The sequence below is a fragment of the Arthrobacter sp. C152 genome, assembly GCF_054890965.1.
On sequence record NZ_JBTZSU010000019.1, the window covers coordinates 1 to 25,744 of the forward strand.

Sequence of the window (25,744 nt, forward strand, 5' to 3'; positions counted from 1 at the left end):
AACCCCTGACCCCCTGCATGCCATGCAGGTGCGCTACCAGCTGCGCCACAGCCCCGGATTGTTGCTGCCCTTGTCGAGCATTTCTTCGTGGTCTCCCCCGAAGCAACTCAAATATCTTAGAACAGCAATTCCAAAAATTCCAAATCGGGAATATTCCCCGCCGGTTACTCGGTGTCGGCGGCGGCGCCGGCGGTGGCAGGAGCGTCGGCGGGCAGCTGCAGGTCCACCACGGGGCAGTCCTTCCAGAGCCGCTCCAGGGCGTAGAAGACGCGGTCTTCCTCGTGCTGGACGTGGATGACGATGTCCGAGTAGTCCAGCAGGACCCACCGGCCGCCGGACCGGCCTTCGCGGCGTGCCGGGTGCAGGCCCTGCTTGCCGAGTTCTTCTTCAATGCCGTCAACAATGGCATTGACCTGGCGTTCGCTGGGCGCCGAGGCGATCAGGAAGACGTCGGCGAGGGCGAGGCGTTCGCTCACGTCCAGGCCGACGATGTCCTGCGCGATTTTGTCCGCGGCGGCCTTGGCGGCTGTTCGTGCCAGGCTGATGGATGTTTCTGATGCAGTCACGGGACTCCTTTGTGGGTTCAAGTATGGGTGGCTCAACGAGCCGGTCAGCGCGACATGCCGCTGATGATCAGGATGATGCCGGACACGAGGGCGAGGATCCCGAAGGCGAGGATGCAGAACTGCAGGATACGGTTCCGCCGGGCGCGCGCCAGCCCGGCCGTTGCCGCGTCCAGTGGATCAAGTCCGTGGGCGTCCCGCGCCGGGATCCGGGGCAGCTCGTCGAAGAGGTCGCCGGACTGGTTCTCCGGGAGCACCACGGGCTTGGGACGGCGCGCAGCCTTGGCCGCGGCTTCTGCCCGCGCAATAACCTGTGACCGGCCGTTGCCGGCGTCGGCCGCGGAGGTTCTGGGCCGGGCGGTTGGCTTCCGCTTGCCACCTCCGGGCGGAACCTTCGTTCCGGGCCGGGTGGTGACCGGCACGTGCGACGTTGCCGGCGGTTTCATGACGGGACGGTCGACGCCGGGCACCTGGACGAACTCCAGTGGCGTCACCATGGCCAGGTTGCTGGCAGTGGACGGCCCGGGGGCATCCTTGGCAGCAGCTTCCTTAGTGGCTGCGTCCGTGGTGGCTGCATCCTTGGGTGCAGGGGCCGCACCCCCGGCCTGTTCGGCGAGTTTTTGCCGCGCCATGGCCCTGCGGTTCAGGACGGCGGCCCGCTCGGCCAGTGCAATCTGTTCGGCCAGGATCTCGGGGTCCACCGCCTCGGGATCCAGCGACGCGATGTGCTCCATCTTGGCGATCTGGTTTTTTGCCTGCTCGGCAATCAGTGCCCTCGCGGCGAGGGCCTGTTCAACCGTCATACCCTGCGGCGCGGGCGCTGCAGGCCGGGCAGCAGCCTGCGGCGATGTTCCCGGGCCGGGCTGGTCCGGTGCGGAGCCCGCGGATGGCGGGGCTGCGGGAGTCTTCTGCGAGGCTGGCGCGGAGCCGTCTGCCGGCGGAACCACGGGGTTGGCAGCCGTGAGCGCCTGTTCCTTGAGCTGCTGCAGCCGCAGCTGCCGCCGGGTGGGAGGGCCGCCGGCGTTCAGCTGCTCCTCTTTTTCCTCGAGTTCCTTGATGGTGCGCAACGCGGCGCGGTCCCGGGCGCGGATCTGCGAGGAGCGCTCGGTGGCAGGCGCAGCCTCGGCGGCGGACCGGTGTTCGGCCCCAGGGCCGGGGCGGGCGGCAGCATCCCGGGAAACGGGACGGGCAGGAGCAGGCGCAGCGGGTACGGGCCGGTCCGCCACCGGCGGGCGCTGCTCCGTGGCGGGCTGGGCTGCCTGCTGGGCGTCCCTGGCCTTCCGGAGTTCCCGGCGGCTGCGGATGGGGGGCTGTTCCTGACTCATGGAGAACTCATTCAGTACTGGCTGGTTCGCGTGCTTCGGAAGTTGGACCGTTGCCGTTGGCGGGCACCTCGGAGTAAAGACCGTATTTGGCGATGTACTGGACCACTCCGTCCGGGACGAGGTACCAGACGGGGTCGTTCTTGGCCACCCGGGTCCGGCAGTCCGTTGATGAGATGGCCATGGCCGGCACTTCGAGGAGGCTGACATCCTTGCGGCCCATGCCGTCCAGGACGTGGCCCGGCCGGGTGACGCCGACGAAATGGGCCAGGGACCACAGTTCGTCGATGTCCTTCCACGACAGGATCTGCGCCAGCGCGTCCGCGCCCGTGATGAAGAACAGGTCGGCGTCCGGCCGCTGGGCCCGCAGGTCACGCAGGGTGTCGATGGTGTATGTGGGACCGGGGCGGTCCACGTCGACCCGGCTGACGGTGAACCGTGGGTTGGAGGCCGTGGCGATGACGGTCATGAGGTAACGGTGCTCTGGCTCGCTGACCTGTTTGTGGGACTTCTGCCATGGCTGCCCGGTGGGGACGAAGACCACCTCGTCGAGGTCGAACTCGGCCGCGACTTCACTGGCTGCCACCAGGTGGCCGTGATGGATGGGATCGAACGTCCCGCCCATCACGCCCAGCCGCAGCCGGCCCCGGGCACCATTGCGGTGCAGGTTGTGGGAAATCTTAGTGGCCCTGCCCGTGATCGTGCTTGTTGGGGTGCTGGCGGTGCGGATCCGCGTGCTCCTCGGTGGCTGCGTGGCGGTTGCCCAGGTTGTTGTAGGAGAGCGTGATGAACATCAGAACCACGAAGATGGCGAACATGCTGACTCCGAAGACCCACGGCTCGGCCCACAGCGGAGCGAGCTCCTCATGGCCTGCTTCACCTGCGGCGGCGACGGACGTGGCAATCTGCTGGAGCATTTTCTCCCCTATGGTGATGATGTGGGGGCAGCGGAACGTTCCGCTGCCTTTGACGTTCTGGTCTATGTTACCGCGTTGCTACGCGCGGACCTGGCCTTCGCCCTGGACGATCCACTTGGTGGTGGTGAGTTCGGTCAGCCCCATGGGACCGCGGGCATGCAGCTTCTGTGTGGAGATGCCAACCTCTGCGCCAAGGCCGAGTTCTCCGCCGTCGGTGAACCGCGTGGAGGCGTTGACGATCACGGCCGCCGAATCCACCTCCGCGATGAACCGCTCCGCGTTGGCCAGGCTGTTGGTGAGGATCGCCTCGGTGTGTCCCGTGGACCAGGTGCGGATGTGCTGCATCGCTTCGTCCATGCTGTCCACCATGGCCACCGCGAGGTCAAGGTCCATGTATTCCGTGCCCCAATCCTCGTCCGTGGCCGGCTGCGCGTCGATTCCGGCGGGCAGTGCGGCCCGGATGCGGTCATCGGCGTGGAGCCGGACGCCCGCGGCGCTCAGGGCGGCGGCGACCGCGGGAAGCACAGTGGAGCCCGAGTGGACCAGCAGCGTCTCCACGGTGTTGCAGACGCTGGGGCGCTGGGTCTTGGCGTTGAGCAGGATCTCCACGGCCATGTTTTCGTCGGCCGATTCATCGATGAAGATGTGCACGTTGCCCTCCCCCGTCTCGATGACCGGCACGGCGGAGTTGGTGACCACGGACTGGATCAGGTCGCGTCCGCCGCGGGGAATCAGGACGTCCACCCGGCCGCGGGCCTTCATGAGGACGTTGGCGCCGGCGCGGCCATACTGGTCGACGGTCTGCACGGCGTCAGCGGGAAGACCGACGGATTCGAGGGCCTCGCGCAGCACCCGGACCAGGACCTGGTTGGTGGCCTCCGCGGCGCTGCCGCCGCGCAGGATGACGGCGTTGCCGCTCTTGAGCGCCAGTCCGGCGATGTCCACGGTGACGTTGGGGCGTGCCTCGTAGATGGCGGCCACCACGCCCATGGGCACGTTGACCTGGCGCAGGCGAAGCCCGTTGGGCAGGGTCTGGCCGCGGACCACGTTCCCCACGGGGTCGGGAAGGTTGGCAAGGTTTTCGAGTGCGGCCACGAGGCCGGCGATGCGGGTTTCGTTCAGGGTGAGCCGGTCCAGGAGCGCCGCCGAGGTCCCGTTGGCCTTTCCTGCGGCAACGTCCTGCGCGTTGGCGGTGAGCACTGCCCGGGCGTTTTCCCGGAGCGCGGCCCCGACAGCCCGGAGGGCGCGGTCCTTCCAGGCCCGGTTGGCCACGGCCATCCGGCGCGCGGCGTGGCGTGAACGGTCGGCGATGGCGTGGACTGCCGCTTCGACGCCACCGGGCGCTTCGGCTGATGCCTGCGCTGCGGAAGATGCCGGTCGCGGCTGGGCCTCGGCGGCAGCGGCTCCGGAGTTTTCGGCAGTGTGGTGGATCAGGGCTTCAGTCATGGTCCAAGTTTAGGCGAGCCGCGGGCTCAGACCAGCACCAGGTCATCAACATGAACAACTTCGCGGTCGTAGCCGGTGCCGAGTTCCTCGGCCAGGTCGTGGGTGGACCGGCCCAGCATGCGGGGCAGCTCGTCCGACGAATAATTCACCAGGCCACGGGCGATGACGGTTCCGTCCGCAGCAGCGAGTTCGACGGCGTCCCCGGCCTCGAAGTCGCCGCGTACAGAGGAGATTCCGGCAGGGAGCAGGGAGGTGCGGTGGTGCCGTACCGCGCGGACCGCGCCGTCGTCGAGGACCAGGCGCCCCTGGACCGAGGCGACGTGGGCCAGCCAGAGCAGGCGGACGGGCTTGCGGGCACCGTTGACCGTGAACCAGGTGCCCACGTCTTCGCCGTTCAGGGCTGCCGCCGCGTTCGGGGTGGACGTCACCAGGGCGTGGATGCCGGATCCTGCAGCCATGCTGGCCGCCTCGACCTTGGTCTGCATTCCGCCAGTCCCCACACCCGCCTTGCCTGCCTTGCCGATGGACACCCCGTCAAGGTCGTGGGCGCCGGTGACCAGCGGGATGCGCTTGGCGCCGTGGGCGGGCGGCCCGTCGTAGAGGGAGTCGACGTCGGAGAGCAGCACCAGCGCATCGGCGCGCACCAGGTGTGCCACGAGCGCGGCGAGCCGGTCGTTGTCGCCGAAGCGGATTTCGTGGGTTGCCACGGTGTCGTTTTCGTTGACCACCGGAACCACGCCGAGGCTGAGCAGCCGGTCCATCGCGCGCAGGGCATTGCTGTGCTGGCTGCGGCGCATCAGGTCCTCTGCGGTCAGCAGCACCTGGCTGACCGTGACGCCGTGTGCACCGAACGCCTGGGTGTACCGGGCCATCAGCAGGCCCTGGCCCACGCTCGCCGCCGCCTGCTGGGTGGCGAGGTCGCGGGGGCGTTTGGCCAGGCCGAGCGGAGCCAGCCCGGCGGCGATCGCACCGGAGGAGACCAGGATGATCTCGGTTCCCTCGTTGCGTTTCGCCGCCAGCGCGTCCGCGAGGGCGGTCAGCGCTTCTTCCGAAATTCCGCCCTTGATGCTGGTGAGCGAGGACGATCCCACCTTCACCACGATGCGGCGGGCCTGCGCCAGCACGCTTCTGTCGGCGGGCGCCAGCGGTTCGGCCGCCATGGCCCTGGAAGTCGCCATGGCCCTAGAAGTCATCGTCCGCTTCCACTCCGCTCTCCCTGAGGGGCTGGGCAGCGCGGCGTCCGCTGACGGATTCCGTCCAGATCCCGGCCTTGCGTTCCGCTTCAAGCTCGGCACGGGCGGCAGCCTTGGCCTCGCGGCGCTCCAGCTGCTCCTCGCGCTTCTGGCTGCGGGTGGGGCGGTCGCCGATGTCGGCGAACCGGACGTCGGTGCCGCGCGGCGAGGCCAGGAGTTCAGCCCCCGCCATCATGGTGGGCTCCCAGTCGAAGACGACGCCGTCATCCTCGCCTATGACCACGGTGTCGCCTGGCTTGGCGCCCTGCTTGAACAATTCTGTTTCCACGCCCAGCTTGGCCAGGCGATCGGCCAGGTAGCCGATGGCTTCCTCGTTGGTGAAGTCGGTCTGCTTGACCCAGCGCTCCGGCTTTTCGCCCAGGACGCGGAACAGCGGCTCCAGGTTCTTCTCCTCGCGCCGGATCTTGAACCCGGTTTCGTTGACGGGCCGGGGCCGCAGCACGGCAGGCTGGACCTTGGGCGGCGCAGCTTCGACGGCGTCACGCGCGGCCTGGACGATTTCGGCCATGGCAAAGCCGAGCTGCCGCAGTCCCTCGTGGCTGGTGGCGGACACTTCGAAGACGCGGTAGCCGCGGGACTCCAGTTCGGGCCGCACAAACTCCGCCATGTCCTTGCCGTCCGGCAGGTCAACCTTGTTCAGGGCCACCAGGCGCGGGCGGTGGTTCAAGGGAACCACCTGGCCGTCCTGGCCGGCGTAGCTCATGTCCACGGCGTACTTCTCCAGCTCACCTTCGATGATGGCGAGGTCCGAGAGGGGGTCGCGGTCCGATTCCAGGGTTCCGCAGTCCAGCACGTGCACCAGGGCCGCGCAGCGCTCAACGTGGCGCAGGAAGTTGTGGCCCAGGCCCTTGCCTTCGCTGGCGCCCTCGATGAGCCCCGGCACGTCGGCGATGGTGAAACGGACGTCGCCCGCCTGCACGACGCCCAGGTTGGGTATCAGCGTGGTGAACGGGTAGTCGGCGATCTTGGGCCGCGCGGCGGACATGGCGGCGATGAGGCTGGACTTGCCTGCCGACGGGAAACCCACCAGCGCGATGTCGGCGATCGATTTCAGTTCGAGCACGATGTCGCGGGAATCACCTTCGATGCCCAGCAGGGCGAAACCGGGTGCCCGGCGCTTCTGCGAGGAGAGGGCGGCATTGCCCAGGCCGCCCAGGCCGCCGGCGGCCGCAACGTACTCGGTGCCTTCGCCGACGAGGTCCGCCAGGACCGTGCCGTCCTTGGATTTGACTACCGTGCCGTCCGGTACGGGCAGCACGAGGGTCTCCCCGTTCTTGCCGCCGCGCCAGTCCCCCATGCCCGGGCCGCCGTTGCTGGCGTGCCGGTGTGGTGCGTGGTGGTAGTCAAGGAGCGTGGTGGTCTGGTGGTCCACGCGCAGGATCACGTCGCCGCCGTTGCCGCCGTTGCCGCCGTCGGGCCCCCCCAGCGGCTTGAACTTTTCGCGGTGGACGGAGACGCAACCGTGGCCGCCGGTCCCGCCGGATACGTGCAGGACTACCCGGTCTACAAAGCTGGCCACGTGGATCTCCTCAAAGCTGTTTATGCGGCGCCCGCGGACGCCACATCGATTGTAATGCGGTTAAAAGAGCAGTGGAGCGGACCAACAGGCCCGCTCCACCACTTCAGAACTGGTTGTTACTCTGCAGCTGCAGCAGCAACGATGTTGACGACGCGGCGACCGCGGCGGGTACCGAATTCGACGGCGCCCGGGGTCAGCGCGAACAGGGTGTCGTCGCCGCCACGGCCAACGCCGGCGCCCGGGTGGAAGTGGGTGCCACGCTGGCGGACGATGATCTCGCCGGCGGAAACCACCTGGCCGCCGAAGCGCTTGACGCCGAGGTACTGAGCGTTGGAGTCGCGGCCGTTGCGAGTGGAGCTCGCGCCCTTTTTATGTGCCATCTGAAATGCCTGCCTTTAAATTCTGGGGAATCTGTTGAAATACCTGAACAGTAACCGGAGGTTACTTGATGCCAGTGATCTTGACCTTGGTCAGTTCCTGGCGGTGACCCTGGCGCTTCTTGTAGCCGGTCTTGTTCTTGAACTTCTGGATGACAATCTTCGGACCGCGGAGGTCCTGGAGGATTTCAGCCGTAACAGTAACCTTGGCCAGGTCGGCGGCGGCGGAGGTGACCTTGTCACCATCAACCAGGAGCAGGGCGGGCAGCTCGATGGTGCTGCCGGCTCCACCGGCGACGCGGTTCAGGGTAACGAAGTCTCCAACGGAAACCTTCTCTTGGCGGCCGCCTGCGCGGACAATCGCGTACACCACTTGGGAACTCACTTCTCTCGACGTTTATAACAAAATTGCGTGCGGTACCGGCTCAATAAGCCTGGTTTCTCGCTGTGCCTCAACGCCGTGGGGTTAGAAACCCAAGTGTTGGCGTAAGCACCGAAGATCAAGAATACGCTAGTTTCATCTCCGGCCGCAAATGAGGCTGGTTCCGGCGGGTGGGTTGTGATAGTAACCACAGGCCCACGGCCGCGCCGTCACCGTGCCGTTCCATGATACCGGCGCAGTTGCCGGCGGAACGTCAGGAATGCAGCCGCGGCGCGTCGAAGAAATCGACTTCGAGCTGGCAGGACTGCCGGAAGGCCGTCACCATGGCGTCCCGTTCGTTGTCAGGGGCGTTCCGCCCGGCCGCGTCCACAATCGAGATGGCCTGGCGGGTGGCCTCGGCGAAGGCTTCGTCGGCGTAGGTGCGCAGCCAGTCCGCATACGGGTGGCCGTGGGGCTCCCCCGCCGCCAGGAACTGGGCGTGCAGCTTTTCGCCCACTTCGGCGTAGAGCCAGAAGCAGGGCAGGACCGCGGCGGCCAGCACCGCGTAACTGCCCGACGCCGATGCCGCGGTCAGGTGGTCAACGTAGGACTTGGTCACGGGGCCCAGGCCGCGCTGCGCCGGGCGGGTGCTCAGCCACGACCGGTGCAGCTCCGATTCCACCTCGAGGCACTGCCGGGCAGACCCGGCCCAGAACAGCTGTTCCGCCTCCGACGGGGCCAGCGCACTGGCCCTCGCCAGGACCCGGGAGTAGCCGTTGAGGTAGATCGCGTCCTGGGCGAGGTAGTAGGCAAACTCTTTCTCGGGAAGGTGGCCGCCGGCCAGGCCCCGGATGAAGTCCAGCTCATGGATTTCGGCCAGGTACGGCTCGGATTCGGACCACAGCCGTGCCGCGAAGCCGCCCTCCGGCAGGGAAGGCCGGACGTGGTGGAAATGGTGGACGGGCCCGTTCCCCTGCCCCACCTCCAGCTGTCCGGAGTTTTCCAGGGCTCCGGCCAGCCACGGCTTGACCGTACGCAGGGATGCTTCCCAGTTGCCCACGCGCGCCTGCACGGTGGCCATCGCGGAGGACAGCGAGCAGCCCGTCCCGTGGCTGTTGCGGGTGGGCACCCGCTCTCCAGGCACCTCCACCACTTCGCTGGAGAGCTGGCCGGAGGTGTTCACCAGCGCATCCGGGCAGGCGGATCCGCCCAGGTGCCCGCCTTTCACCAGGATGGTGGCACCGGTGGCGTCGGCCAGCCGCCGCCCTTGCTCCAGTGCCGCCGCCCACGTTTGCGCCTGCTCTTCGCCCACCAGCATGGCAAGCTCGGGCAGGTTGGGGGTGATGAGGTGGGCCAGGGGCAGCAGGTCACGGAGCGCGGCTTCCGCGGATTCCTTCAGCAGCCGGTCGCCGCTGGTGGCCACCATCACCGGGTCCAGGACCACGACGGCGGGACGCACCGCGGCAAGCCAGTCACGGACGATGCCGATGACGGCGTCGTCGCCCAGCATGCCGATCTTAACCGCGTCGATGCAGATGTCGTCGCTGACCGCCTCGAGTTGCTGGGCCAGGAAGGCGGCAGGGGGAACGTGGACCGCCTGGACGCCGCGGGTGTTCTGCGCTGTCAGGGCGGTGATGGCTGCCATGCCATACCCGCCGTGCGCGGCGATGCTCTTAAGGTCGGCTTGGATGCCGGCGCCACCGGAGGGGTCGGATCCTGCGATGGACAGGACCCGTGGGATCGCGCGCCCCGCTGGCTTCACGGCGCTTCCGGACGCAGCTGGCAGGGGCATGGAAAGGGTCGAAGACAACGGACATCCCTTCGCCGGTACTAGCCGGACAGGTTCAACGGGTGTGGATCTCAGCCGGCCCTGTGCGCGGCACCCCGTGTCGGTTTCCAGACTAGCTGTTATGGCCGGCCCGCAATAGGTGACTGCCGCGGATGCAGGAAGTCCCCGCCCGTGGGCCGTTCCCCTGGCGTGAGGGAAACGGCCCGCGGCGCGGGGACTTCCGGTGATGCGTTGGCGCCTAGAGCTCCGACGCGGGCACTCCGACACCGAGGATAATCGGTTCCTCGGCGGGCTTGCCAGCAGCGGCTGACTGGGCTTTCGCCGTTTCCGGAGCCTTGGCCTCGTGCGAGTGCCCGGCGGCGGACCCCGGCGCGCTCTCGTGGTGCTGGACGGTGGTCTCGTTGGCAGCGCCCTGGGCGCGGCTGGCACCCCGGTGGCGCCGCGGCCGGCGCTGGCGGGACTGGTCCGGGGCAGCCGCTGCCGTTTCCGGGCCGGCCGCCGCAGGATTGGCCTCCGGCGCAGCCTCGGCGGGCGCGGTTTCCACCGCGGGAGCAGGCTGCGCGGTTTCCACGGCAGGAGCGGGCTGTCCCAGGTGCGCGAAAGCTTCCGCGAGCCGGTCCAGGGTGAGCGCGGGCTGGGCCTGCTGCTCCCCTGCGTGGTCCACGAACGGCAACGGCACTGTTTCGCCGCCGAAGGTGAGGACGGCAGCCGGCCGGGTGCCGGCGTCGTGCTTCTCCGGCTCTGCCGGGGACTCCTGCTGCACCAGCGGCTGGGCCGGCGCCGCCTGCCGGGCGGCCGCAACCTCGTCATCGTGCAGGTGCGCCGCGTGGGCGGCAGCGGCGATGTTGGCCAGGGCGAGCCTGGTGGCCTCCGCCTTCGCGTGCCGCTCGGCGTCGGCCGGGTCCGGATGGACGGTGTGCACATGCACGGGCGCCGCCGGGGCAGCTTCCGGCTGCTGGCCGCCGCGCCCGCGCCGCCGCTTGCGCTCGGAACGTCCGGCGGGCTGGCCGTTGTCGGTCCGGTGCCCCTCGTTCCGGGATGCTTCCGGCCTGGATTCGGGCCGGTTGTCCGAACGCTGTACGTGGTGCTCCGCCGCGACAATGTTGGCACGGCGGTGCTCCACGGGGTCGTCGTGGGTGACCACGCCGCGGCCGGCGCAGGCCTCGCACTGCTCGCCGAAGACTTCGAGCAGGCCGGTGCCCATGCGCTTGCGGGTCATCTGGACCAGGCCCAGCGAGGTGACCTCGGCCACCTGGTGCTTGGTGCGGTCCCGGCCCAGGCACTCCACCAGGCGGCGCAGTACAAGGTCGCGGTTGGATTCCAGGACCATGTCGATGAAGTCGATGACGATGATGCCGCCGATGTCCCTCAGGCGGAGCTGGCGCACCACTTCCTCGGCAGCCTCGAGGTTGTTCTTCGTGACTGTTTCTTCGAGGTTGCCGCCGCTGCCGGTGAACTTGCCGGTGTTGACGTCCACCACGGTCATGGCTTCGGTCCGGTCGATCACCAGGGAGCCGCCGGAGGGCAGGAAGACCTTGCGCTCCAGGGCCTTGTGGATCTGCTCGTCAATGCGCCAGGCCGAGAAGATGTCCTGGTCCTTGGTCCACTTTTCCAGGCGGCCCACCAGGTCCGGCGCCACATAGGTGACGTAGGCCTCGATGGTGTCCCACGCTTCTTCGCCGGACACGATCAGCTTCGAGAAGTCCTCGTTGAAGACATCCCGGACCACCTTGATGGTGAGGTCCGGTTCGCCGTACAGCAGTTCCGGCGCCAGGATCTTCGTGGACGTGGACTGGCTTTCAATCCCCTCCCACTGGGCACGGAGGCGGTTGATGTCGTGGGTCAGCTCCTCCTCGGAAGCGCCTTCGGCAGCGGTGCGGACAATGACGCCTGCCTGCTCCGGGAGCCGGTCCTTGAGGATGCGCTTGAGCCGGTTGCGCTCGACGTCGGGCAGCTTGCGGGAGATGCCGGTCATGGAACCACCCGGCACGTAGACCAAGTACCGGCCCGGAAGGGAGATCTGGCTGGTGAGGCGGGCGCCCTTGTGGCCCACGGGGTCCTTGGTCACCTGGACCAGGACGGTGTCGCCGGACTTCAGGGCGTTTTCGATGCGGCGCTGCTTGCCTTCGAGGTTGACGGCCTCCCAGTTCACCTCACCGGCGTAGAGCACGGCGTTGCGGCCGCGCCCGATGTCGACGAACGCAGCCTCCATGGAGGGCAGCACGTTCTGCACCTTGCCCAGGTACACGTTGCCGATCAGGGAGTCCTGCTGGGTCTTGGAGACGAAGTGCTCGGCCAGGACGCCGTCCTCGAGGACGGCGATCTGGATCCTGTCGTCGCGCTGCCGGACGATCATCTGCCGGTCGACGGACTCCCGGCGCGCCAGGAACTCCGCTTCGGTAATCACGGTGCGGCGGCGGCCGGTGTCGCGGGACTCGCGGCGGCGCTGCTTCTTGGCTTCCAGGCGGGTGGAGCCCTTGACGCTGGCCACCCGGTCGCTGGCCGGCGCCTCGCTCACGGAGCGGGGGGCACGCACGCGTGTCACGGTGTTGGGCGGGTCGTCGTCCCCGCCGCCGGTCAGCTCAAGGTCCTGGTCGCCACGGCGGCGGCGGCGACGGCGGCGCGAGGTGACGCCGTCCTCCAGCTGCCCGCCGGTGTCCTCGTCCGTGTCCTCCGCGCCGTCGGCGTCGGAATCGGTGCTGCCCTCGGTATCCTCGGCGGCTTCGCCGATGCGGCTGCGGCCGCGCCGGCCCCGGCTGCGGCGCCGGCGGCGTCCTGCAGAGTCCTCCGCTTCAGTTTCTTCTTCGTCCTCGTCCGGTTCCGCGGCGGCGGGCGCGGGGCGCTTCACCGCGCTCAGGTCCGGGGCCTGGAACAGCACCGACGTCGGAGAGCCCGGTTCCATGAACAGGGACGTGAAGGGGCTTTCGGGCTCTGCCGGCGCTGGCTTTTCTTCCTGCGCAGGTTCCGCGGCAGCGTTGGTCACTTCCTGCGGTTCGGCCGGGGTCCCGACGGCGGGTTCTGCCACCGCGGGTGCGGCGGCTTCCGCGCCGGCGTCGTGCGCTTCGGAGTCCAGGGCTTCGGTGTCCTGCGCTTCGGAGTCCTGTGCTTCGGCGGCCTGCAGCTGCTGCACTTCGTCGGCCTGGTCTTCGGCGGGCTGGCCGCCGGTGGCGTCCTGAACCGCCGCTTCGACAGCCGGTTCGACGGCCGGCGAGGGAGCCGCTGCCTTGCGGGTTGCTACCCGGCGCCGGCGGACGGGCTTCGTCTCGGCGTCCGCTTCCGGTACTTCGGCGGCGGGGGCGGTGGCGGGTGCAGCAGTGGTGTCCTGCGCAACCTCCGCGGACCCGTCGTCGTCGGCGGTGAAGGCCGGCAGGGGTTCGGTGGCGTCGGCCTTCTTCCGTGCCCGGGTGCGCCGCGCCGGGGCCTTGGGTTCGGCACCGGCGGCCGCGTCAGTCGGCACGGCAACGTCTTCCGGCGCTGCAGCCGGGGCTTCATCGGCTTTGGGCGCCGCCTTCCGGCGGGTGCGCGTGGCTTTCTTCGGTGCAGCTGCAGTCCCTGCGGCCGCGGCCTCATCATTAACGGCCAGTTCAAGCTCATTGTCCATATGTGGCAACACTCCTGCCCCTGACGTACCGCCACATCCGGCACCCATTGGGGCACATATTGTCAAAACCCGCAGGCGTTGACAGAAGTCACGTGGATACTCCCAGGTTCGCACCGGCATGGAGGGTGCGGCAGCCCGTAGGAGCCGGAGGCTGTTCTGAAAACCCGTTGTTCTACATGCCACAACCAGGTGCCGCTCAATGGAGTCGCGGGAATGTCGGAAGCATCCGAAGCCTGCCCTGCTCGTCATTGGCGGTCTTGGGAACAAGCCACCGGACCGGAGTCCGAATGTGGATCGGCTTCCAGCCACGTTCATTCTCTCACACCCGGGCTAAATCCCGGCGGAAGCGGTGCCCCTGCCCCGGCAAACTGAAGAAGGTCTCCAGCCGCCGGCGTTACAATCAGGCACAGCAGCACCGGACGAAAAGGACGCCACACCCATGCCCAGCATCTCCCCTGTCAGCGGCAGCCACGCGCAGGAACGCGCCGCCGACCCCGTCAGCAGTACTGCAAAGACCGTCCCGGCCATGGCCCGGAACCGTCCCTTTGGCTGGCTGCTGGTCATCACCGGGGTGGTGGGCTGGCTCGCCTCCGGAACCCTGGTCCTGGAAAAGCTCGAGGTACTGAAGGATCCCAACCACACCACCGTGTGCGATGTGAACCCGTGGATCTCCTGCGGCCAGGTGATGCAGACCTGGCAGAGTTCGTTGTTCGGCTTCCCCAACATGTTCATTGGCATCGTGGCCTTCGCCGTGACCATCACCGTGGGCATGGCGCTGCTCTCCGGTGCTTCCTTCGCCCGCTGGTACTGGCTTGGCCTGCAGGCGGGCGTGACCCTGGGCTTCGCCTTTGTGGTGTGGCTGTGGTCCCAGGCGCTCTACGCCATCCACATCCTGTGCCCGTTCTGCATGATCGTGTGGGCGGCCATGATCCCGCTCTTCGTCTGGACGACCATCAGGAACATCTCCGCCGGCGTCATCCCCATGCCGGCCGGCGCGGCGCGCGTGCTGGGCGACTCCGGCTGGATCATCACGGCGCTGCTCTACGTAGCCGTCATCGCCACCATCTTCTTCGCCTTCATCCAGGTTTTCGCGGGAACGTCCGGCTTCTAAACCGTCCGCGCCCGCCGTATGACAGATAAGGCCAATGTTCACGAGGAACATTGGCCTTATCTGTCACTTCGCGCGGAGGAACCGGGTTACTGGAACCAGATCTTGATCTCGCGCTCGGCGGAATCGGTGGAGTCCGATCCGTGCACCAGGTTCTGCTGGACCTTCAGGCCCCAGTCACGGCCGAAGTCGCCGCGGATGGTGCCCGGGGCCGCCGTCGTGGGGTCGGTGGTGCCTGCCAGGGAGCGGAAGCCTTCGATGACGCGGTGGCCTTCGAAGATGGCCGCCACCACGGGTCCACTGAGCATGAACTCCACCAGCGGCTCGTAGAACGGCTTGCCGACGTGCTCTTCGTAGTGCTGCTCCAGCAGCTCCCGGGTGGCGTCGACCTTCTTCAGTTCGGCAAGGCTGTAGCCCTTGGCTTCGATCCGGGCCAGGATGGCTCCGGTCAGGTTGCGGGCGACGCCGTCGGGCTTGATCAGGACGAGGGTGCGCTCTGTAGTCACAACTGCTCCAATGCGTTGGTGGGGGTTTGGGATAAGTCTACGGGGGCCCGGCGCCGCGGCCCGCCCTAAGGCGACTGCGGCTGCGCCGGCCCGGAGGCCTGGTCCGGGTGCGCTGCTTCCCACTCGGCCTGTTCACGTTCGCGCTGCGCGGCTTCGCGGTCCAGCCGGATGCCGGTGCGGATTCCGTACCACCAGGCCAGCGCGAACAGCGCACCCACCAGGAACATGGCAGGTTCGAAGATGCCGGTCAGGATCAGCACGACCTGCAGGATCCAGCCCAGTGCCACGCCCCAGGGTTTGTTCAGGACCGCGCAGGCCAGCACCATCACGACGCTGAGGGCGATGCCCGCTCCGAGGATCAGTGCGGGCGGAAACTCGCCGCGGCGCAGGCCGAACACCGCAAGGGTGGCGAAGAACATCACGAACGCTTCCAGCAGGAGCACCGTGGAGGCGAACATGACTTTGGTGGAGCGGCGCTTCTTGGGCATGCCCGGGCGCCATTCGCGCTGGGCCTTGGTCAGTCGTGCCACGGGCTACGCCTCCGTCTTTCCGAGCAGGATCCGCGCTTCGGCAACGAGCGTGATCGAGCCCGTGACCAGCACTCCGCCGGAAAGGTCCTCGTTGGCTTCGGCCCGTTCCACCGCCCATTCCAGGGCATCGTCCAGTTTCTCGGCGATGTGGACGTTGTCCTCGCCGAAGCCCAGGTCGACTGCGAGCTCGGCCAGTTCCGCGGCCGGGACGGCCCGGGGGGAGTTGGACTGCGTGAAGCAGTATTCCTCGGCAATGTCGCCCAGTGATTCCTTGAGCTGGCGGAGGATTTCCTCGGCGTCCTTTTCCTTGAGGACACCCACCACGGGGACAAGCCGGGTGAAGGTGAACGCCTCGTGCAGGGCGGCTGCGGAAGCCTGGATGCCGCCCGGATTGTGGGCGGCATCCACGATGATGGTCGGCGCGGTCCGGACCACTTCGAGCCGACCGGGGGACGTCACCGCGGCGAAGCCCTCCTGCAGGACCTCTGCGTTGAGTTCCTTGTCACCTCCGAAGAAGGCTTCCAGGGCAGCGACTGCCACGGCTGCGTTCTGTGCCTGGTGGGCACCGTGCAGCGGCACGAGCAGGTCCGGGTAGCGGCCGGCGATCCCCTGGATGGTGACCATCTGGCCACCCACGGCCACGGTCCGGGACTCGACGCCGAACTCCACGCCCTCGAAGCGGAATGGCACACCCACTTCCTTGGCCTTCTCCAGCAGCACCTGCGCGGCGTCCAGCGGCTGGGCGGCGCTGATGAGGTAGCCGCCCGGCTTGATGATGCCGGCCTTCTCGTAGGCGATGTCCGCCGTCGTGTCCCCCAGCAGGTCCGTGTGGTCCAGGGAAATCGGGGTGATCACGGAAACCTGGCCGTCGCCCACGTTGGTGGCGTCGGTAATGCCGCCCAGGCCCACCTCGATGATGGCCACGTTGACGGGCTGGTCCGCGAAGATGGCGAAGCCAAGGATGGTGAGGCATTCGAAGTAGGTCAGCCGCGGCTGTCCCTCCGCCTCGAGTTCGGCGTCCACGATCTGCAGGTACGGGCGGATCTCGTCCCAGATCCGCACGAAGGTTTCGTCGGACACCGGATGGCCGTCGATGCTGATCCGCTCGGTGACCTTGGACAAGTGCGGGCTGGTGTAGCGTCCCGTGCTCAGGCCGTGGGCGCGCAGGACCGATTCGATCATGCGCGCCGTGGACGTCTTGCCGTTGGTCCCGGTCACATGGATGATCGGGTAGGCCTTGTTCGGCTCGCCCAGCACGTCCATGGCCCGGAACAGCGGGGCCAGCCGCGGCTCCATCTTGTTTTCCGGCGCCCGGCCCAGCAGTTCGGCGTAGACGCTTTCCACGGAAAATTCGTCGGTCATCCTAGGCCTCCACTTTTTCGACCACGACGGCGGGCTCGGGCACATCGGCAGGTTCAGCGGCCAGATCCACGGTCAGCGTCTCGCCCTTGACCAGTTCAGCGTTGGCCAACAGCGCGTCCACCACGTTCTGCCGTGCGGTGACGGTGGTCCGGATCCGGTCGCTCACGTTGAGCCCGGCGTCCTTGCGTGCCTGCTGGATGGCACGGACCATGTCGCGGGCCAGGCCCTCGGCTTCGAGTTCGGGAGTCACCTCGGTGTTGAGCACCACGAAGCCGCCGCCGGGCAGCACCGCCACGGCCTTCGAGGCCCCTTCCCCGCCGTCGGAATCCGCCACGACTGTTTCCAGCGTGTACTCCTGGGGTTCCAGCTGGAGCCCGCCGGCGGTGACCAGGCCGTTCTCGTCCACGGACCAGTCGCCGGACTTCGACCCCTTGATGGCCACCTGCACATTCTTGCCCAGGCGGGGGCCGGCGGCGCGGGCGTTGACCACCAGTTTCTGCTGGATGCCAAACTCCTCCGGGGAGGCGCTTTCGGCGTCGAGCAGGCGGACGGAACGGAGGTTGAGTTCGTCGGCGACGACGGCGGCGAAGCCGTCGAGCGCGCCCGCACCGGGTGCCACCACGGTGAGTTCCTGCAGGGGGAGGCGGACCCGCAGGTTGGCTGCCTTCCGGAGCGAGGAGCCGGTGGAGCAGATCTGCTGGACCCGGTCCATGGCTTCGACCAGGGACGGGTTCGCGGGGAACAGATCCACGTCCGGCCAGTCGGCAAGGTGCACCGACCTGCCGCCGGTCAGGCCGCGCCAGATTTCCTCGGCCACCAGCGGCAGCAGCGACGCCGCGGCGCGGGCGACGGCTTCGAGTGCGGTGAACAGGGCATCAAAGGCGTCCTGGTCTTCATCGAAGAACCGCTGGCGGCTGCGGCGGACGTACCAGTTGGTGAGCATGTCCAGGTAGCTGCGCAGGGAGTCGCAGGCACCCGAGATGTCGTAGGTGTCCAGCTGGCCGGTCATGTCCCGCACCAGGTCGCCGGTGTTGGCGAGCAGGTACTGGTCCAGGGTGTCCTTGTAGCCGTCGTAGCGCAGTTTCGCGTCGTAGCCCGCTCCCCCGTTGGCCGCGTTGGTGTACAGCGTGAAGAAGCTGTACACGTTCCACAGCGGGAGGATGACCTGGCGCACGCCATCGCGGATTCCCTGCTCGGTGACGATCAGGTTGCCGCCGCGCAGGATGGGGCTGGACATCAGGAACCAGCGCATGGCGTCGGAGCCGTCGCGGTCCAGGACCTCGGACACGTCCGGGTAGTTGCGCAGGCTCTTGGACATCTTCTGCCCGTCGGAGCCCAGCACGATGCCGTGGCTGATGACGTTCCGGAACGCGGGCCGGTCGAACAGCGCGGTGGACAGGATGTGGAGCATGTAGAACCAGCCGCGGGTCTGGCCGATGTACTCCACGATGAAGTCGGCGGGGTTGTGGGTGTTGAACCACGCCTCGTTCTCGAACGGGTAGTGCACCTGGCCGTAGGGCATGGAACCGGAGTCGAACCAGACGTCCAGGACGTCCTCCACCCGGCGCATCACCGACTGGCCCTCTTCGGGGGTGCGGGGGTCGTCAGGGTTGGGCCGGGTGAGCTCGTCGATGAACGGCCGGTGCAGGTCCACCTGGCCGTCCTTGTTCAGGGGCAGCCGGCCGAAGTCCGCCTCGATCTCGGCGAGGGAGCCGTACACGTCGGTGCGCGGGTACTCGGGGTCGCTCGACTGCCACACGGGAATCGGGCTGCCCCAGAACCGGTTGCGGCTGATGGACCAGTCGCGCGCGTTTTCCAGCCATTTGCCGAACTGGCCGTCCTTGACGTTGCCCGGGATCCAGTTGATGTCCTGGTTCAGTTCGGACATCCGGTCCTTGAACTTGGTGACCTCCACGTACCAGGAGGACACGGCACGGTAGATCAGCGGGTTGCGGCACCGCCAGCAGTGCGGGTAGCTGTGCTCGTAGCTGGCCTGCTTGACCAGGCGGCCCTGGGCGCGGAGCACCTGGGTGATGGGCTTGTTGGCCTCGAAGACCTGCAGGCCGGCGATGTCGTGGAGGTCGCCGTGCTTGAACAGCGGCAGGAATTTGGCGCCCTCATCGACGGAGAGCACGACGGGGATGCCGGCCTCCTCGCAGACCTTCTGGTCGTCCTCGCCGTAGGCCGGTGCCTGGTGGACGATGCCGGTGCCGTCGGTGGTGGTCACGTAGTCGGCCACCAGGAAGCGCCAGGCATTCTCCATGCCGTACTTTTCGTTGTCGCTGAAGTCGTCCCAGAGCCGCTGGTAGGCCAGCCCTTCCAGTTCCGAACCGGTGTGCGTGGACACCACGGCGGCCTGGGCTTCCTCGAAGCTGTCGTACCCGAGGTCCTTGGCGTAGGCGCCCACCAGGTCGGCGGCGAGCAGGAAGCTGCCCGCCACGGGGGCGTCCGCAGCTGCGGCTTTGACGCCGTTGGGGCCTGCCGGCAGCACGGCGTAGGTGATGGAAGGCCCGACGGCGAGCGCGGCGTTGGTGGGCAGCGTCCAGGGGGTGGTGGTCCAGGCGAGCGCCTGCACGCCGGCCAGCTGCCTGGACAGCTCCGAATCCCCCGCGAGGATGGGGAACGTGACCGTCACCGTCTGGTCCTGGCGGTTCTTGTAGACGTCGTCGTCCATCCGCAGCTCATGGTTGGACAGCGGTGTTTCGTCCTTCCAGCAGTACGGCAGGACACGGTAGCCGTTGTACGTCAGGCCCTTGTCGTGCAGCTGCTTGAACGCCCACAGGACGGACTCCATGTACTCGACGTTGAGCGTCTTGTAGTCGTTGTCGAAGTCCACCCACCGGGCCTGCCGGGTGACGTAGCTGCGCCATTCATCCGCGTACTTCATGACGGATGCGCGGCACGCGTCGTTGAACTTGTCGATGCCCATGGCCTCGATCTGGGTCTTGTCGGTCATGCCCAGCTGCTTCATGGCCTCAAGCTCGGCAGGCAGCCCGTGCGTGTCCCAGCCGAACCGGCGTTCCACGCGCTTGCCGCGCTGGGTCTGGTAGCGGCCCACCAGGTCCTTGGCGTAGCCGGTCAGCAGGTGGCCGTAGTGGGGCAGGCCGTTGGCGAAGGGAGGGCCGTCGTAGAACACGAACTCGTTGCTCCCGGGCTCTCCGCCGGGGGCGTCGGCGCTGCGCTGGTCGATGCTGGCCTGGAAGGTGCCGTCCTGGTCCCAGTACTTCAGGATGCGCTCTTCGATCTCCGGAAACTTCACGGAAGCGGAAACGCCGGCACTGCCGTTGCTGGAGGCTGAGGCCTTGGGGTAATACGTCATTTTCGACATCCTGGGTTGAGCGTGGTGAGTCTCCGGCAGAAGCCGAAGATTCAGTTCAGGATGCGAGGACGGCGTCCGTGCTGTCCCTGGACTGCACGCGCACCGCGGTACCACCTCACTTACCGGCGCCGCGTGTTCCCTCGGGAACGGGCGCTGCCCCGGCCTCTCATTACTGCTGTGACGGGCTTACCCGTCCGGTTCTACTGGCGCGCCCTGTCCCTGCGGACTGGCCGCGCGTTCTTCCGGAAGCTCACCGGTGATTGCCGGGTCATAGCCACTCCCGAGTCTACTATTGCGGCCCCACCAGTGCCATTCAGGCCGCGCGTTGCCTAGACTCGCCCCATGACAGCTTCCCCGCGCCCCGCTGCGGGACGGCGTGCCGCCAAAATCTGCAGGTGGCTGTTCCTACCCGCCGCCGCGCCGGTAGCCGCAGTGTCCGCCTTCCGCGCGTTGCCGGTGGAGTGGCCCGTGCTGCCGGTGCAGTTGGTGGCTTTCACACCGTGGCTGGTGGCACCAGCCTCCGTTGCACTGCTGCTGTCTTTCCTGGGGCGCAGCCGCTGGCAGCAGGCTGCAGCGGCGGCGCTGCTGGGGTGCCAGGCGTTCTGGCTCTACCCGCTGGACATCAGGGAACCGGCCGCTGACGCAGCCGGCACGCCGATCAGCCTGGTGGCCATGACCATCAATGCCGAGGTGGGCCGCGCGGATGCCGACGGGATCGTGGCCCTGGTCCGCGACCGGCACGTGGGCCTGCTCGCGGTGGAGGAGTTCACGCCGGACTTGTCCCAAAGACTCACGGCGGCGGGGCTGGACGCGCTGCTGCCGCGCCGGATCTCCCACGCCAGGGATGGTGCCGGCGGCAGCGCCATCTATGCCTCGAACAACCTCACCGAGTCCGGCGTCATCCCCGACACCCCTTTCAGCATGCCCGTGGCCAGGCTTGACCTCGGTGACGGCAGCGGCGCCGCCCTGCGGGTGGTGGCCGTGCATGCCCTGGCGCCTGCGGGCGACGCCGTGGACCAATGGCGCAGCGACCTTGCGGCAGTGGCCGGGGCCGACAACGGTTCCGGGCCCCTGTTGCTGGCCGGTGACTTCAACGCAACATACGACCACCGGGAGTTCCGGGCGCTGCTGGCCGGAACCGGAGGCCGCCGCGCCCTGGTGGACGTTGCGGCCTCGCAGGGCGCCAGGCTGGTGCCCACCTGGCCGATGCAGGACTACCGGCTGCCCCGCATCACCCTTGACCACCTGGTGACCAGTCCGGACATCAGCGGCTCCGCATACTCAGTGCACCGGATCGGGGGAACCGACCACGCCGCCGTGGTGGCCACCTTGAGGATCCACGTCGCCTAGCTTTTCCTGATCAGTTTGTGGGTGGCCGCCTGCGCCACCGGGCGGATGACGATCTGGTCCAGGTTGACGTGGTGGGGCGCGGTGACGGCGTAGCGGACCACATCCGCCACGTCCTCCGCGGTCAGCGGTTCCGCGACGCCCTGGTAGACCTTCTGCGCGGCCTGGGCGTTCCCGAGACGGTTGAGGGCGAACTCCTCGGTCTGTACCAGGCCCGGCGCCACCTCGATGACGCGCACGTTGTTCTCGGCTTCTTCCAGGCGGAGCGCGGTGGTCATGGCGTGCTGGCCAAATTTGGCGGCGTTATAGCCGCCGCCGCCTTCGTAGGCGTCCAGGCCCGCGGTGGACGTGAGGTTCAGCACCGTGCCCTTGCCGTTGGCCCGCAGCATGGGCAGGAAGGCGCGGGTCAGCTTCATGGTACCCAGGACGTTGACACGGTACATCCATTCCCAGTCCTCGGTGCTGGCGTCCCCCACCTTGTCAGCCCCGCGGGCGCCGCCGGCGATGTTGACGAGGGTATCGATGCCGCCCGCCGCGGTGACCTGGGCGAGGAGCCGGGACACGTCGTCGTCCTCTGCTATGTCCGCGGGAATGGCAATGGCGCCGGTGCCGCTTTCAAGCGCGGCGAGGCGGTCTTCGCGGCGTGCAACGGCGAAGACCGTCCACCCGTCGGCGCGCAGGGCCCGGACTGTCGCCTCCCCGATCCCGCTGCTTGCGCCGGTCACCAGTGCTGCCTTGTTCTGCAAGTCCTCAGTCATGGCACCACCCTAACGGGATCAGCCGGTTCGGCGGGAAGGAAGGGGGCATGAAAGAATTGCCCAATGGCTGAAGACACGCAGGGTACAGACACGCCCACCACCGCCCCCATCAACGTTCCGGACAAGCCGGCCCTCGAAGGACTCGAGGCGGCCCTCACCACCCGCTGGCTGGCCGAGGGGACCTATAAGTTCAATCCGGACACCACCCGGGAGCAGGTCTACTCGATCGACACTCCCCCGCCCACCGCGTCCGGCTCCCTGCACGTGGGGCACATGTTCTCCTTCACCCAGACGGACGTCCAGGCGCGCTACATGCGCATGACCGGCAAGAACGTCTTCTACCCCATGGGCTGGGATGACAACGGCCTGCCCACCGAACGCCGCGTCCAGAACTACTACGGTGTCCGCTGCGATCCCGCCATCCCCTACAACGCCGGCTACCGCCCGCCGGCGCAGCCAGCCAAGAACCAGCGTGATTTCGACGTCGTGTCGCGCCAGAACTTCATCGAACTCTGCGAGGAACTCGCCGTCGAGGACGAGAAGGTCTTCGAGAACCTGTTCCAGACCCTGGGCCTGTCCGTGGACTGGGACCTGACCTACCGCACCATCGACGACACCTCCCGCGCCGTGTCCCAGCGCGCCTTCCTCGCCAACCTGGCCGCCGGCGACGCCTACATGGCCGAGGCACCCACCCTGTGGGACGTCACCTTCCGCACCGCCGTGGCCCAGGCCGAACTCGAGGACCGCGAAGTCCCCGGCGCCTACTACCGCTACCCCTTCTTCACCGAAGACGGCGAAAAGGTGTTCATCGAGACCACGCGACCGGAGCTTCTGGCCGCCTGCGCCGCGCTCGTGGCCAACCCGGACGACGAACGGTACCAGCCGCTGTTCGGCAAGACGGTGCGGTCCCCGCTGTTCGACGTCGAACTTGAGGTCAAGGCCCACCCGCTGGCCAAGGCGGACAAGGGCTCGGGCATCGCGATGGTCTGCACCTTCGGTGACCTGACCGACGTCACCTGGTGGCGCGAACTGCAGCTGCCCACCCGGGCCATCATGGGCCGCGACGGCCGCATCATCGCCGAGACCCCGGACTGGATCACTACCGGCGCCGGCAAGGAAGCCTACGCCGCGATCGCGGGCAAGACGGCCTTCTCCGCGAAGGAAGCCGTGGTGGAACTCCTGCAGGCCGCGGACCTGCTCGACGGTGAACCGAAAAAGATCACGCACCCGGTGAACTTCTTCGAAAAGGGCGACAAGCCGCTGGAAGTCGTCACCTCCCGCCAGTGGTACATCCGCAACGGCGGCCGCGACGAAGACCGCCGTGAACGCCTGATCCGGCGGGGCCAGGAAATCGACTTCCACCCGTCGTTCATGCGCTCCCGCTACGAGAACTGGATCGCCGGGCTGAACGGCGACTGGCTGGTCTCCCGGCAGCGGTTCTTCGGTGTCCCGATCCCTGTCTGGTACCCGCTGGATGCGCAGGGCAACCCCGACTATGACAACCCCGTCCTGCCCTCGGACGACATGCTGCCGGTGGATCCCGCCGCGGACGCCGCGCCGGGCTTCGACGAGTCCCAGCGTGACCAGCCCAACGGCTTCACGGGTGACGCCGACGTCCTGGACACCTGGGCCACGTCCTCGCTGACACCGCAGATCGTGGGCGGCTGGAGCCGCGACGAGGACCTGTTCGCGAAGGTGTACCCGTTCGACCTCCGTCCGCAGGGCCACGACATCATCCGCACCTGGCTGTTCTCCTCGGCGGTGCGCGCCGACGCCCTGCAGAAGAACGCCCCGTGGAAGCACGCCGCGATCTCCGGCTGGATCCTGGACCCGGACCGCAAGAAGATGTCCAAGTCCAAGGGCAACGTCGTGGTCCCCACGGATGTGCTGAACGAATACGGCTCCGACGCTGTCCGCTACTGGGCGGCCTCGGCGCGGCTTGGTGCCGACACCGCCTACGAGATCGCGCAGATGAAGATCGGGCGCCGCCTGGCCATCAAGCTGCTGAACGCCTCCAAGTTCGTGCTGAACCTCGGCGCCACCGAAAACTCGGTGCTGTCCGGCGACCTCAGCGTCCTGACCAATCCCCTGGACCGCGCCCTGCTCGCGCAACTGGCAGACGTTGTCGCCCAGTCCACCAAGGCATTCGAGAACTACGACTACGCACGGGCCCTGCAGCTGACGGAATCGTTCTTCTGGCAGTTCACCGACGACTACGTCGAACTCATCAAGGACCGCGCATACGGCGCGGCAGGCGACACGGAGCAGGCTTCCGTGCTGGCCGCCCTGGCCACCACGCTGGATACCCTGCTGCGGCTCTTCGCCCCGTTCCTGCCCTTCGCTACCGAAGAGGTCTGGAGCTGGTGGCGGACCGGCTCGGTACACCGGGCCGCGTGGCCCGCGGCGCTGGAAATCCAGGGCGGGGACACCACGATGCTTGCCACCGTGGGCATCGCGCTCAGCGGTGTCCGGAAGGCCAAGTCCGAGGCCAAGGTCAAGCAGCGCACCGAGGTGCTGTCCGCCACCATCACCGCACCGGAGGGGCTCACGGCCCAGCTGCAGGCTGGCCTGGCAGACCTGAAGGCAGCTTCCAACGCCCGGGACATCACCCTGGCCATCGGCGAGGGCGACCTTGCCGTGACCGATGTGGCACTGGCGCCGAGCGACGAACCGGCAAAGGCCTGATACGGCGGAAGCCCTGATACCGGAGCGGTATCAGGGCAAAGGGGAAGCCCCATCAGCGTTTTGCCGTTGGTGGGGCTTCGACTTTTCGGCCATCTGGTGACGTGCTCTGACGGTCTGGCAGGATCCGCTGATCTTCAGGTCTTACTACCCCGTCACTGGTAGCTTGCATCCGACTTTGCCGATGGCTGCGTCAAACTACATATCACTGAATCTTTGGTTCCTGCGTCCCGCTTCTTTCGAAGTGGGTAAGAACTATTGTGGTCCTGCCCCACGGGACATGCAAGGGCCCCGGGGAAACTACAAATGCGTAGTTTTCCCGGGGCCCTTGCCGTGCCTTTCCTGCAGCGTGCCGGGCGGACGGTCAGCCGAATTCGGGCCGCTCGGTCCGGCTGCGCTTGAGCTCGAAGAAGTGCGGGTAGGCGGCCAGCGCGGTGGTGGCGTCCCAGATCCTGCCGGCCTCCTCGCCGCGGGGAATGCGGGTCAGGACGGGGCCGAAGAAGGCTGTTCCGTTGAACGCCACCACGGGAGTTCCGACGTCCTGGCCCACCAGGGAAATGCCTTCGTCGTGGCTGGCGCGGAGCGCGTGGTCGTAGGCGTCCGTGCCGGCTGCCTCCGCCAGGGATGCCGGCAGGCCGCATTCGGCCAGCGCCTTGGCGATGACCAGGGTGCGGTCCTTTTCACCGGCGTCGTGGATCAGGGTTCCCATGGCGTCGTAGAGGGCCTTGACGGTGTGGTCGCCGTGCTCCTGCTGCGCGGCGATGATCACGCGGACCATCCCCCAGGCGTCGTCCATGGACTTCCGGTATCCGGGATCCAGGTCGCGCCCCTCGTTGAGGACGGCCAGGCTCATCACGTGCCAGACCGTTTCAATGTCGCGTACGGCCTCAACTTCGCCGATCCACCGGGAGGTGATCCACGCGAACGGGCACAGGGGGTCGAACCAGAAGTCGGCTTTGTTCTTGGCGGGTACAGGCATGGGGT

Annotated in this window: 20 protein-coding genes and 1 riboswitch; of the genes, 3 read left to right on the forward strand and 17 right to left on the reverse strand. The window is 67.7% G+C overall.

What is annotated here, in order from left to right; translation table 11 throughout:
• Positions 1-164: 164 nt before the first annotated feature.
• The 11 genes from rsfS to ACYSM9_RS13675 form a co-directional block, all read right to left on the reverse strand.
• Entirely contained in the window at positions 165-566 is a 402-nt protein-coding gene (gene rsfS / locus ACYSM9_RS13625; RefSeq protein ID WP_461857499.1) for a ribosome silencing factor, read from the reverse strand.
• 44 nt (positions 567-610) lie between these two features.
• A complete protein-coding gene (locus tag ACYSM9_RS13630; protein WP_461857500.1) occupies positions 611-1,888 on the reverse strand; it encodes a hypothetical protein in 1,278 nt (425 codons plus the stop codon).
• 7 nt (positions 1,889-1,895) lie between these two features.
• Positions 1,896-2,552: a nicotinate-nucleotide adenylyltransferase gene (gene nadD, locus ACYSM9_RS13635; RefSeq protein WP_461857554.1), complete on the reverse strand. Its 657-nt coding sequence runs from the start codon at positions 2,550-2,552 to the stop codon at positions 1,896-1,898.
• Positions 2,553-2,565: 13 nt separating this feature from the next.
• Positions 2,566-2,802, reverse strand: coding sequence for a hypothetical protein (locus ACYSM9_RS13640; RefSeq protein ID WP_461857501.1), 237 nt, complete (start codon positions 2,800-2,802; stop codon positions 2,566-2,568).
• A 78-nt stretch (positions 2,803-2,880) separates the two neighbouring features.
• Positions 2,881-4,248 carry a glutamate-5-semialdehyde dehydrogenase gene (locus tag ACYSM9_RS13645; protein ID WP_461857502.1) on the reverse strand — a complete coding sequence of 456 codons (1,368 nt, stop codon included), beginning with the start codon at positions 4,246-4,248 and terminating at the stop codon, positions 2,881-2,883.
• Positions 4,249-4,274: 26 nt separating this feature from the next.
• On the reverse strand, positions 4,275-5,408 hold the full coding sequence (gene proB, locus ACYSM9_RS13650) for a glutamate 5-kinase (protein ID WP_461857555.1): 1,134 nt from the start codon (positions 5,406-5,408) through the stop codon (positions 4,275-4,277).
• Positions 5,409-5,430: 22 nt separating this feature from the next.
• Positions 5,431-7,020 (reverse strand): GTPase ObgE, encoded by a 1,590-nt coding sequence (obgE, locus tag ACYSM9_RS13655; RefSeq protein WP_461857503.1) that lies wholly within the window; start codon positions 7,018-7,020, stop codon positions 5,431-5,433.
• Positions 7,021-7,136: 116 nt separating this feature from the next.
• Complete coding sequence (gene rpmA, locus ACYSM9_RS13660; RefSeq protein WP_009372867.1) at positions 7,137-7,400, reverse strand: 50S ribosomal protein L27; 264 nt, start codon at positions 7,398-7,400, stop codon at positions 7,137-7,139.
• Between the two features lie 61 nt (positions 7,401-7,461).
• Entirely contained in the window at positions 7,462-7,770 is a 309-nt protein-coding gene (gene rplU, locus ACYSM9_RS13665) for a 50S ribosomal protein L21 (RefSeq protein WP_003803420.1), read from the reverse strand.
• Between the two features lie 262 nt (positions 7,771-8,032).
• Complete coding sequence (gene thiD / locus ACYSM9_RS13670; protein ID WP_461857556.1) at positions 8,033-9,550, reverse strand: bifunctional hydroxymethylpyrimidine kinase/phosphomethylpyrimidine kinase; 1,518 nt, start codon at positions 9,548-9,550, stop codon at positions 8,033-8,035.
• Between the two features lie 7 nt (positions 9,551-9,557).
• A riboswitch (TPP riboswitch) is annotated at positions 9,558-9,655 on the reverse strand.
• Between the two features lie 130 nt (positions 9,656-9,785).
• A complete protein-coding gene (locus tag ACYSM9_RS13675; RefSeq protein WP_461857504.1) occupies positions 9,786-13,148 on the reverse strand; it encodes an Rne/Rng family ribonuclease in 3,363 nt (1,120 codons plus the stop codon).
• Between the two features lie 439 nt (positions 13,149-13,587).
• Between ACYSM9_RS13675 and ACYSM9_RS13680 the strand changes: the two genes are divergently transcribed.
• Positions 13,588-14,259: a vitamin K epoxide reductase family protein gene (locus ACYSM9_RS13680; protein WP_461857505.1), complete on the forward strand. Its 672-nt coding sequence runs from the start codon at positions 13,588-13,590 to the stop codon at positions 14,257-14,259.
• Positions 14,260-14,345: 86 nt separating this feature from the next.
• Here the strand turns inward: ACYSM9_RS13680 and ndk are convergent, their stop codons facing one another.
• The 4 genes from ndk to ileS all read right to left on the reverse strand — a co-directional run bounded on the left by ndk (position 14,346) and on the right by ileS (position 19,973).
• A complete protein-coding gene (gene ndk / locus ACYSM9_RS13685; RefSeq protein ID WP_459790462.1) occupies positions 14,346-14,762 on the reverse strand; it encodes a nucleoside-diphosphate kinase in 417 nt (138 codons plus the stop codon).
• Positions 14,763-14,827: 65 nt separating this feature from the next.
• Positions 14,828-15,292 carry a DUF4233 domain-containing protein gene (locus ACYSM9_RS13690; protein WP_461857506.1) on the reverse strand — a complete coding sequence of 155 codons (465 nt, stop codon included), beginning with the start codon at positions 15,290-15,292 and terminating at the stop codon, positions 14,828-14,830.
• A gap of 3 nt (positions 15,293-15,295) precedes the next feature.
• Positions 15,296-16,654 (reverse strand): bifunctional folylpolyglutamate synthase/dihydrofolate synthase, encoded by a 1,359-nt coding sequence (locus ACYSM9_RS13695; protein ID WP_461857507.1) that lies wholly within the window; start codon positions 16,652-16,654, stop codon positions 15,296-15,298.
• Position 16,655: 1 nt separating this feature from the next.
• Entirely contained in the window at positions 16,656-19,973 is a 3,318-nt protein-coding gene (ileS, locus tag ACYSM9_RS13700; RefSeq protein ID WP_461857508.1) for an isoleucine--tRNA ligase, read from the reverse strand.
• 342 nt (positions 19,974-20,315) lie between these two features.
• On the opposite strand from ileS, the gene ACYSM9_RS13705 reads away from it, so the two are divergent.
• Positions 20,316-21,323 (forward strand): endonuclease/exonuclease/phosphatase family protein, encoded by a 1,008-nt coding sequence (locus ACYSM9_RS13705; RefSeq protein ID WP_461857509.1) that lies wholly within the window; start codon positions 20,316-20,318, stop codon positions 21,321-21,323.
• On the opposite strand, the gene ACYSM9_RS13710 is transcribed toward ACYSM9_RS13705, so the two are convergent.
• Positions 21,320-22,078, reverse strand: coding sequence for an SDR family oxidoreductase (locus ACYSM9_RS13710; protein ID WP_461857510.1), 759 nt, complete (start codon positions 22,076-22,078; stop codon positions 21,320-21,322). The two genes, ACYSM9_RS13705 and ACYSM9_RS13710, sit on opposite strands and share 4 nt — an antisense overlap.
• 63 nt (positions 22,079-22,141) lie before the next feature.
• Between ACYSM9_RS13710 and valS the strand changes: the two genes are divergently transcribed.
• Positions 22,142-24,763: a valine--tRNA ligase gene (gene valS / locus ACYSM9_RS13715; RefSeq protein ID WP_461857511.1), complete on the forward strand. Its 2,622-nt coding sequence runs from the start codon at positions 22,142-22,144 to the stop codon at positions 24,761-24,763.
• 361 nt (positions 24,764-25,124) lie between these two features.
• On the opposite strand, the gene ACYSM9_RS13720 is transcribed toward valS, so the two are convergent.
• Positions 25,125-25,739, reverse strand: coding sequence for a mycothiol-dependent nitroreductase Rv2466c family protein (locus ACYSM9_RS13720; RefSeq protein ID WP_461857512.1), 615 nt, complete (start codon positions 25,737-25,739; stop codon positions 25,125-25,127).
• Between the last annotated feature and the right edge of the window lie 5 nt (positions 25,740-25,744).

What these genes read in the sequence shown, in the direction of transcription:
- ACYSM9_RS13710 (WP_461857510.1), bottom strand. Translation starts at nt 22,078, where the DNA reads ATGACTGAGGACTTGCAGAACAAGGCAGCACTGGTGACCGGCGCAAGC.
- ileS (WP_461857508.1), bottom strand. Translation starts at nt 19,973, where the DNA reads ATGACGTATTACCCCAAGGCCTCAGCCTCCAGCAACGGCAGTGCCGGC.
- ACYSM9_RS13720 (WP_461857512.1), bottom strand. Translation starts at nt 25,739, where the DNA reads ATGCCTGTACCCGCCAAGAACAAAGCCGACTTCTGGTTCGACCCCCTG.
- ACYSM9_RS13640 (WP_461857501.1), bottom strand. Translation starts at nt 2,802, where the DNA reads ATGCTCCAGCAGATTGCCACGTCCGTCGCCGCCGCAGGTGAAGCAGGC.
- thiD (WP_461857556.1), bottom strand. Translation starts at nt 9,550, where the DNA reads ATGCCCCTGCCAGCTGCGTCCGGAAGCGCCGTGAAGCCAGCGGGGCGC.
- ACYSM9_RS13645 (WP_461857502.1), bottom strand. Translation starts at nt 4,248, where the DNA reads ATGACTGAAGCCCTGATCCACCACACTGCCGAAAACTCCGGAGCCGCT.
- ACYSM9_RS13630 (WP_461857500.1), bottom strand. Translation starts at nt 1,888, where the DNA reads ATGAGTCAGGAACAGCCCCCCATCCGCAGCCGCCGGGAACTCCGGAAG.
- ACYSM9_RS13675 (WP_461857504.1), bottom strand. Translation starts at nt 13,148, where the DNA reads ATGGACAATGAGCTTGAACTGGCCGTTAATGATGAGGCCGCGGCCGCA.
- ACYSM9_RS13680 (WP_461857505.1), top strand. Translation starts at nt 13,588, where the DNA reads ATGCCCAGCATCTCCCCTGTCAGCGGCAGCCACGCGCAGGAACGCGCC.
- ACYSM9_RS13695 (WP_461857507.1), bottom strand. Translation starts at nt 16,654, where the DNA reads ATGACCGACGAATTTTCCGTGGAAAGCGTCTACGCCGAACTGCTGGGC.
- valS (WP_461857511.1), top strand. Translation starts at nt 22,142, where the DNA reads ATGGCTGAAGACACGCAGGGTACAGACACGCCCACCACCGCCCCCATC.
- rpmA (WP_009372867.1), bottom strand. Translation starts at nt 7,400, where the DNA reads ATGGCACATAAAAAGGGCGCGAGCTCCACTCGCAACGGCCGCGACTCC.
- ACYSM9_RS13705 (WP_461857509.1), top strand. Translation starts at nt 20,316, where the DNA reads ATGACAGCTTCCCCGCGCCCCGCTGCGGGACGGCGTGCCGCCAAAATC.
- proB (WP_461857555.1), bottom strand. Translation starts at nt 5,408, where the DNA reads ATGGCGGCCGAACCGCTGGCGCCCGCCGACAGAAGCGTGCTGGCGCAG.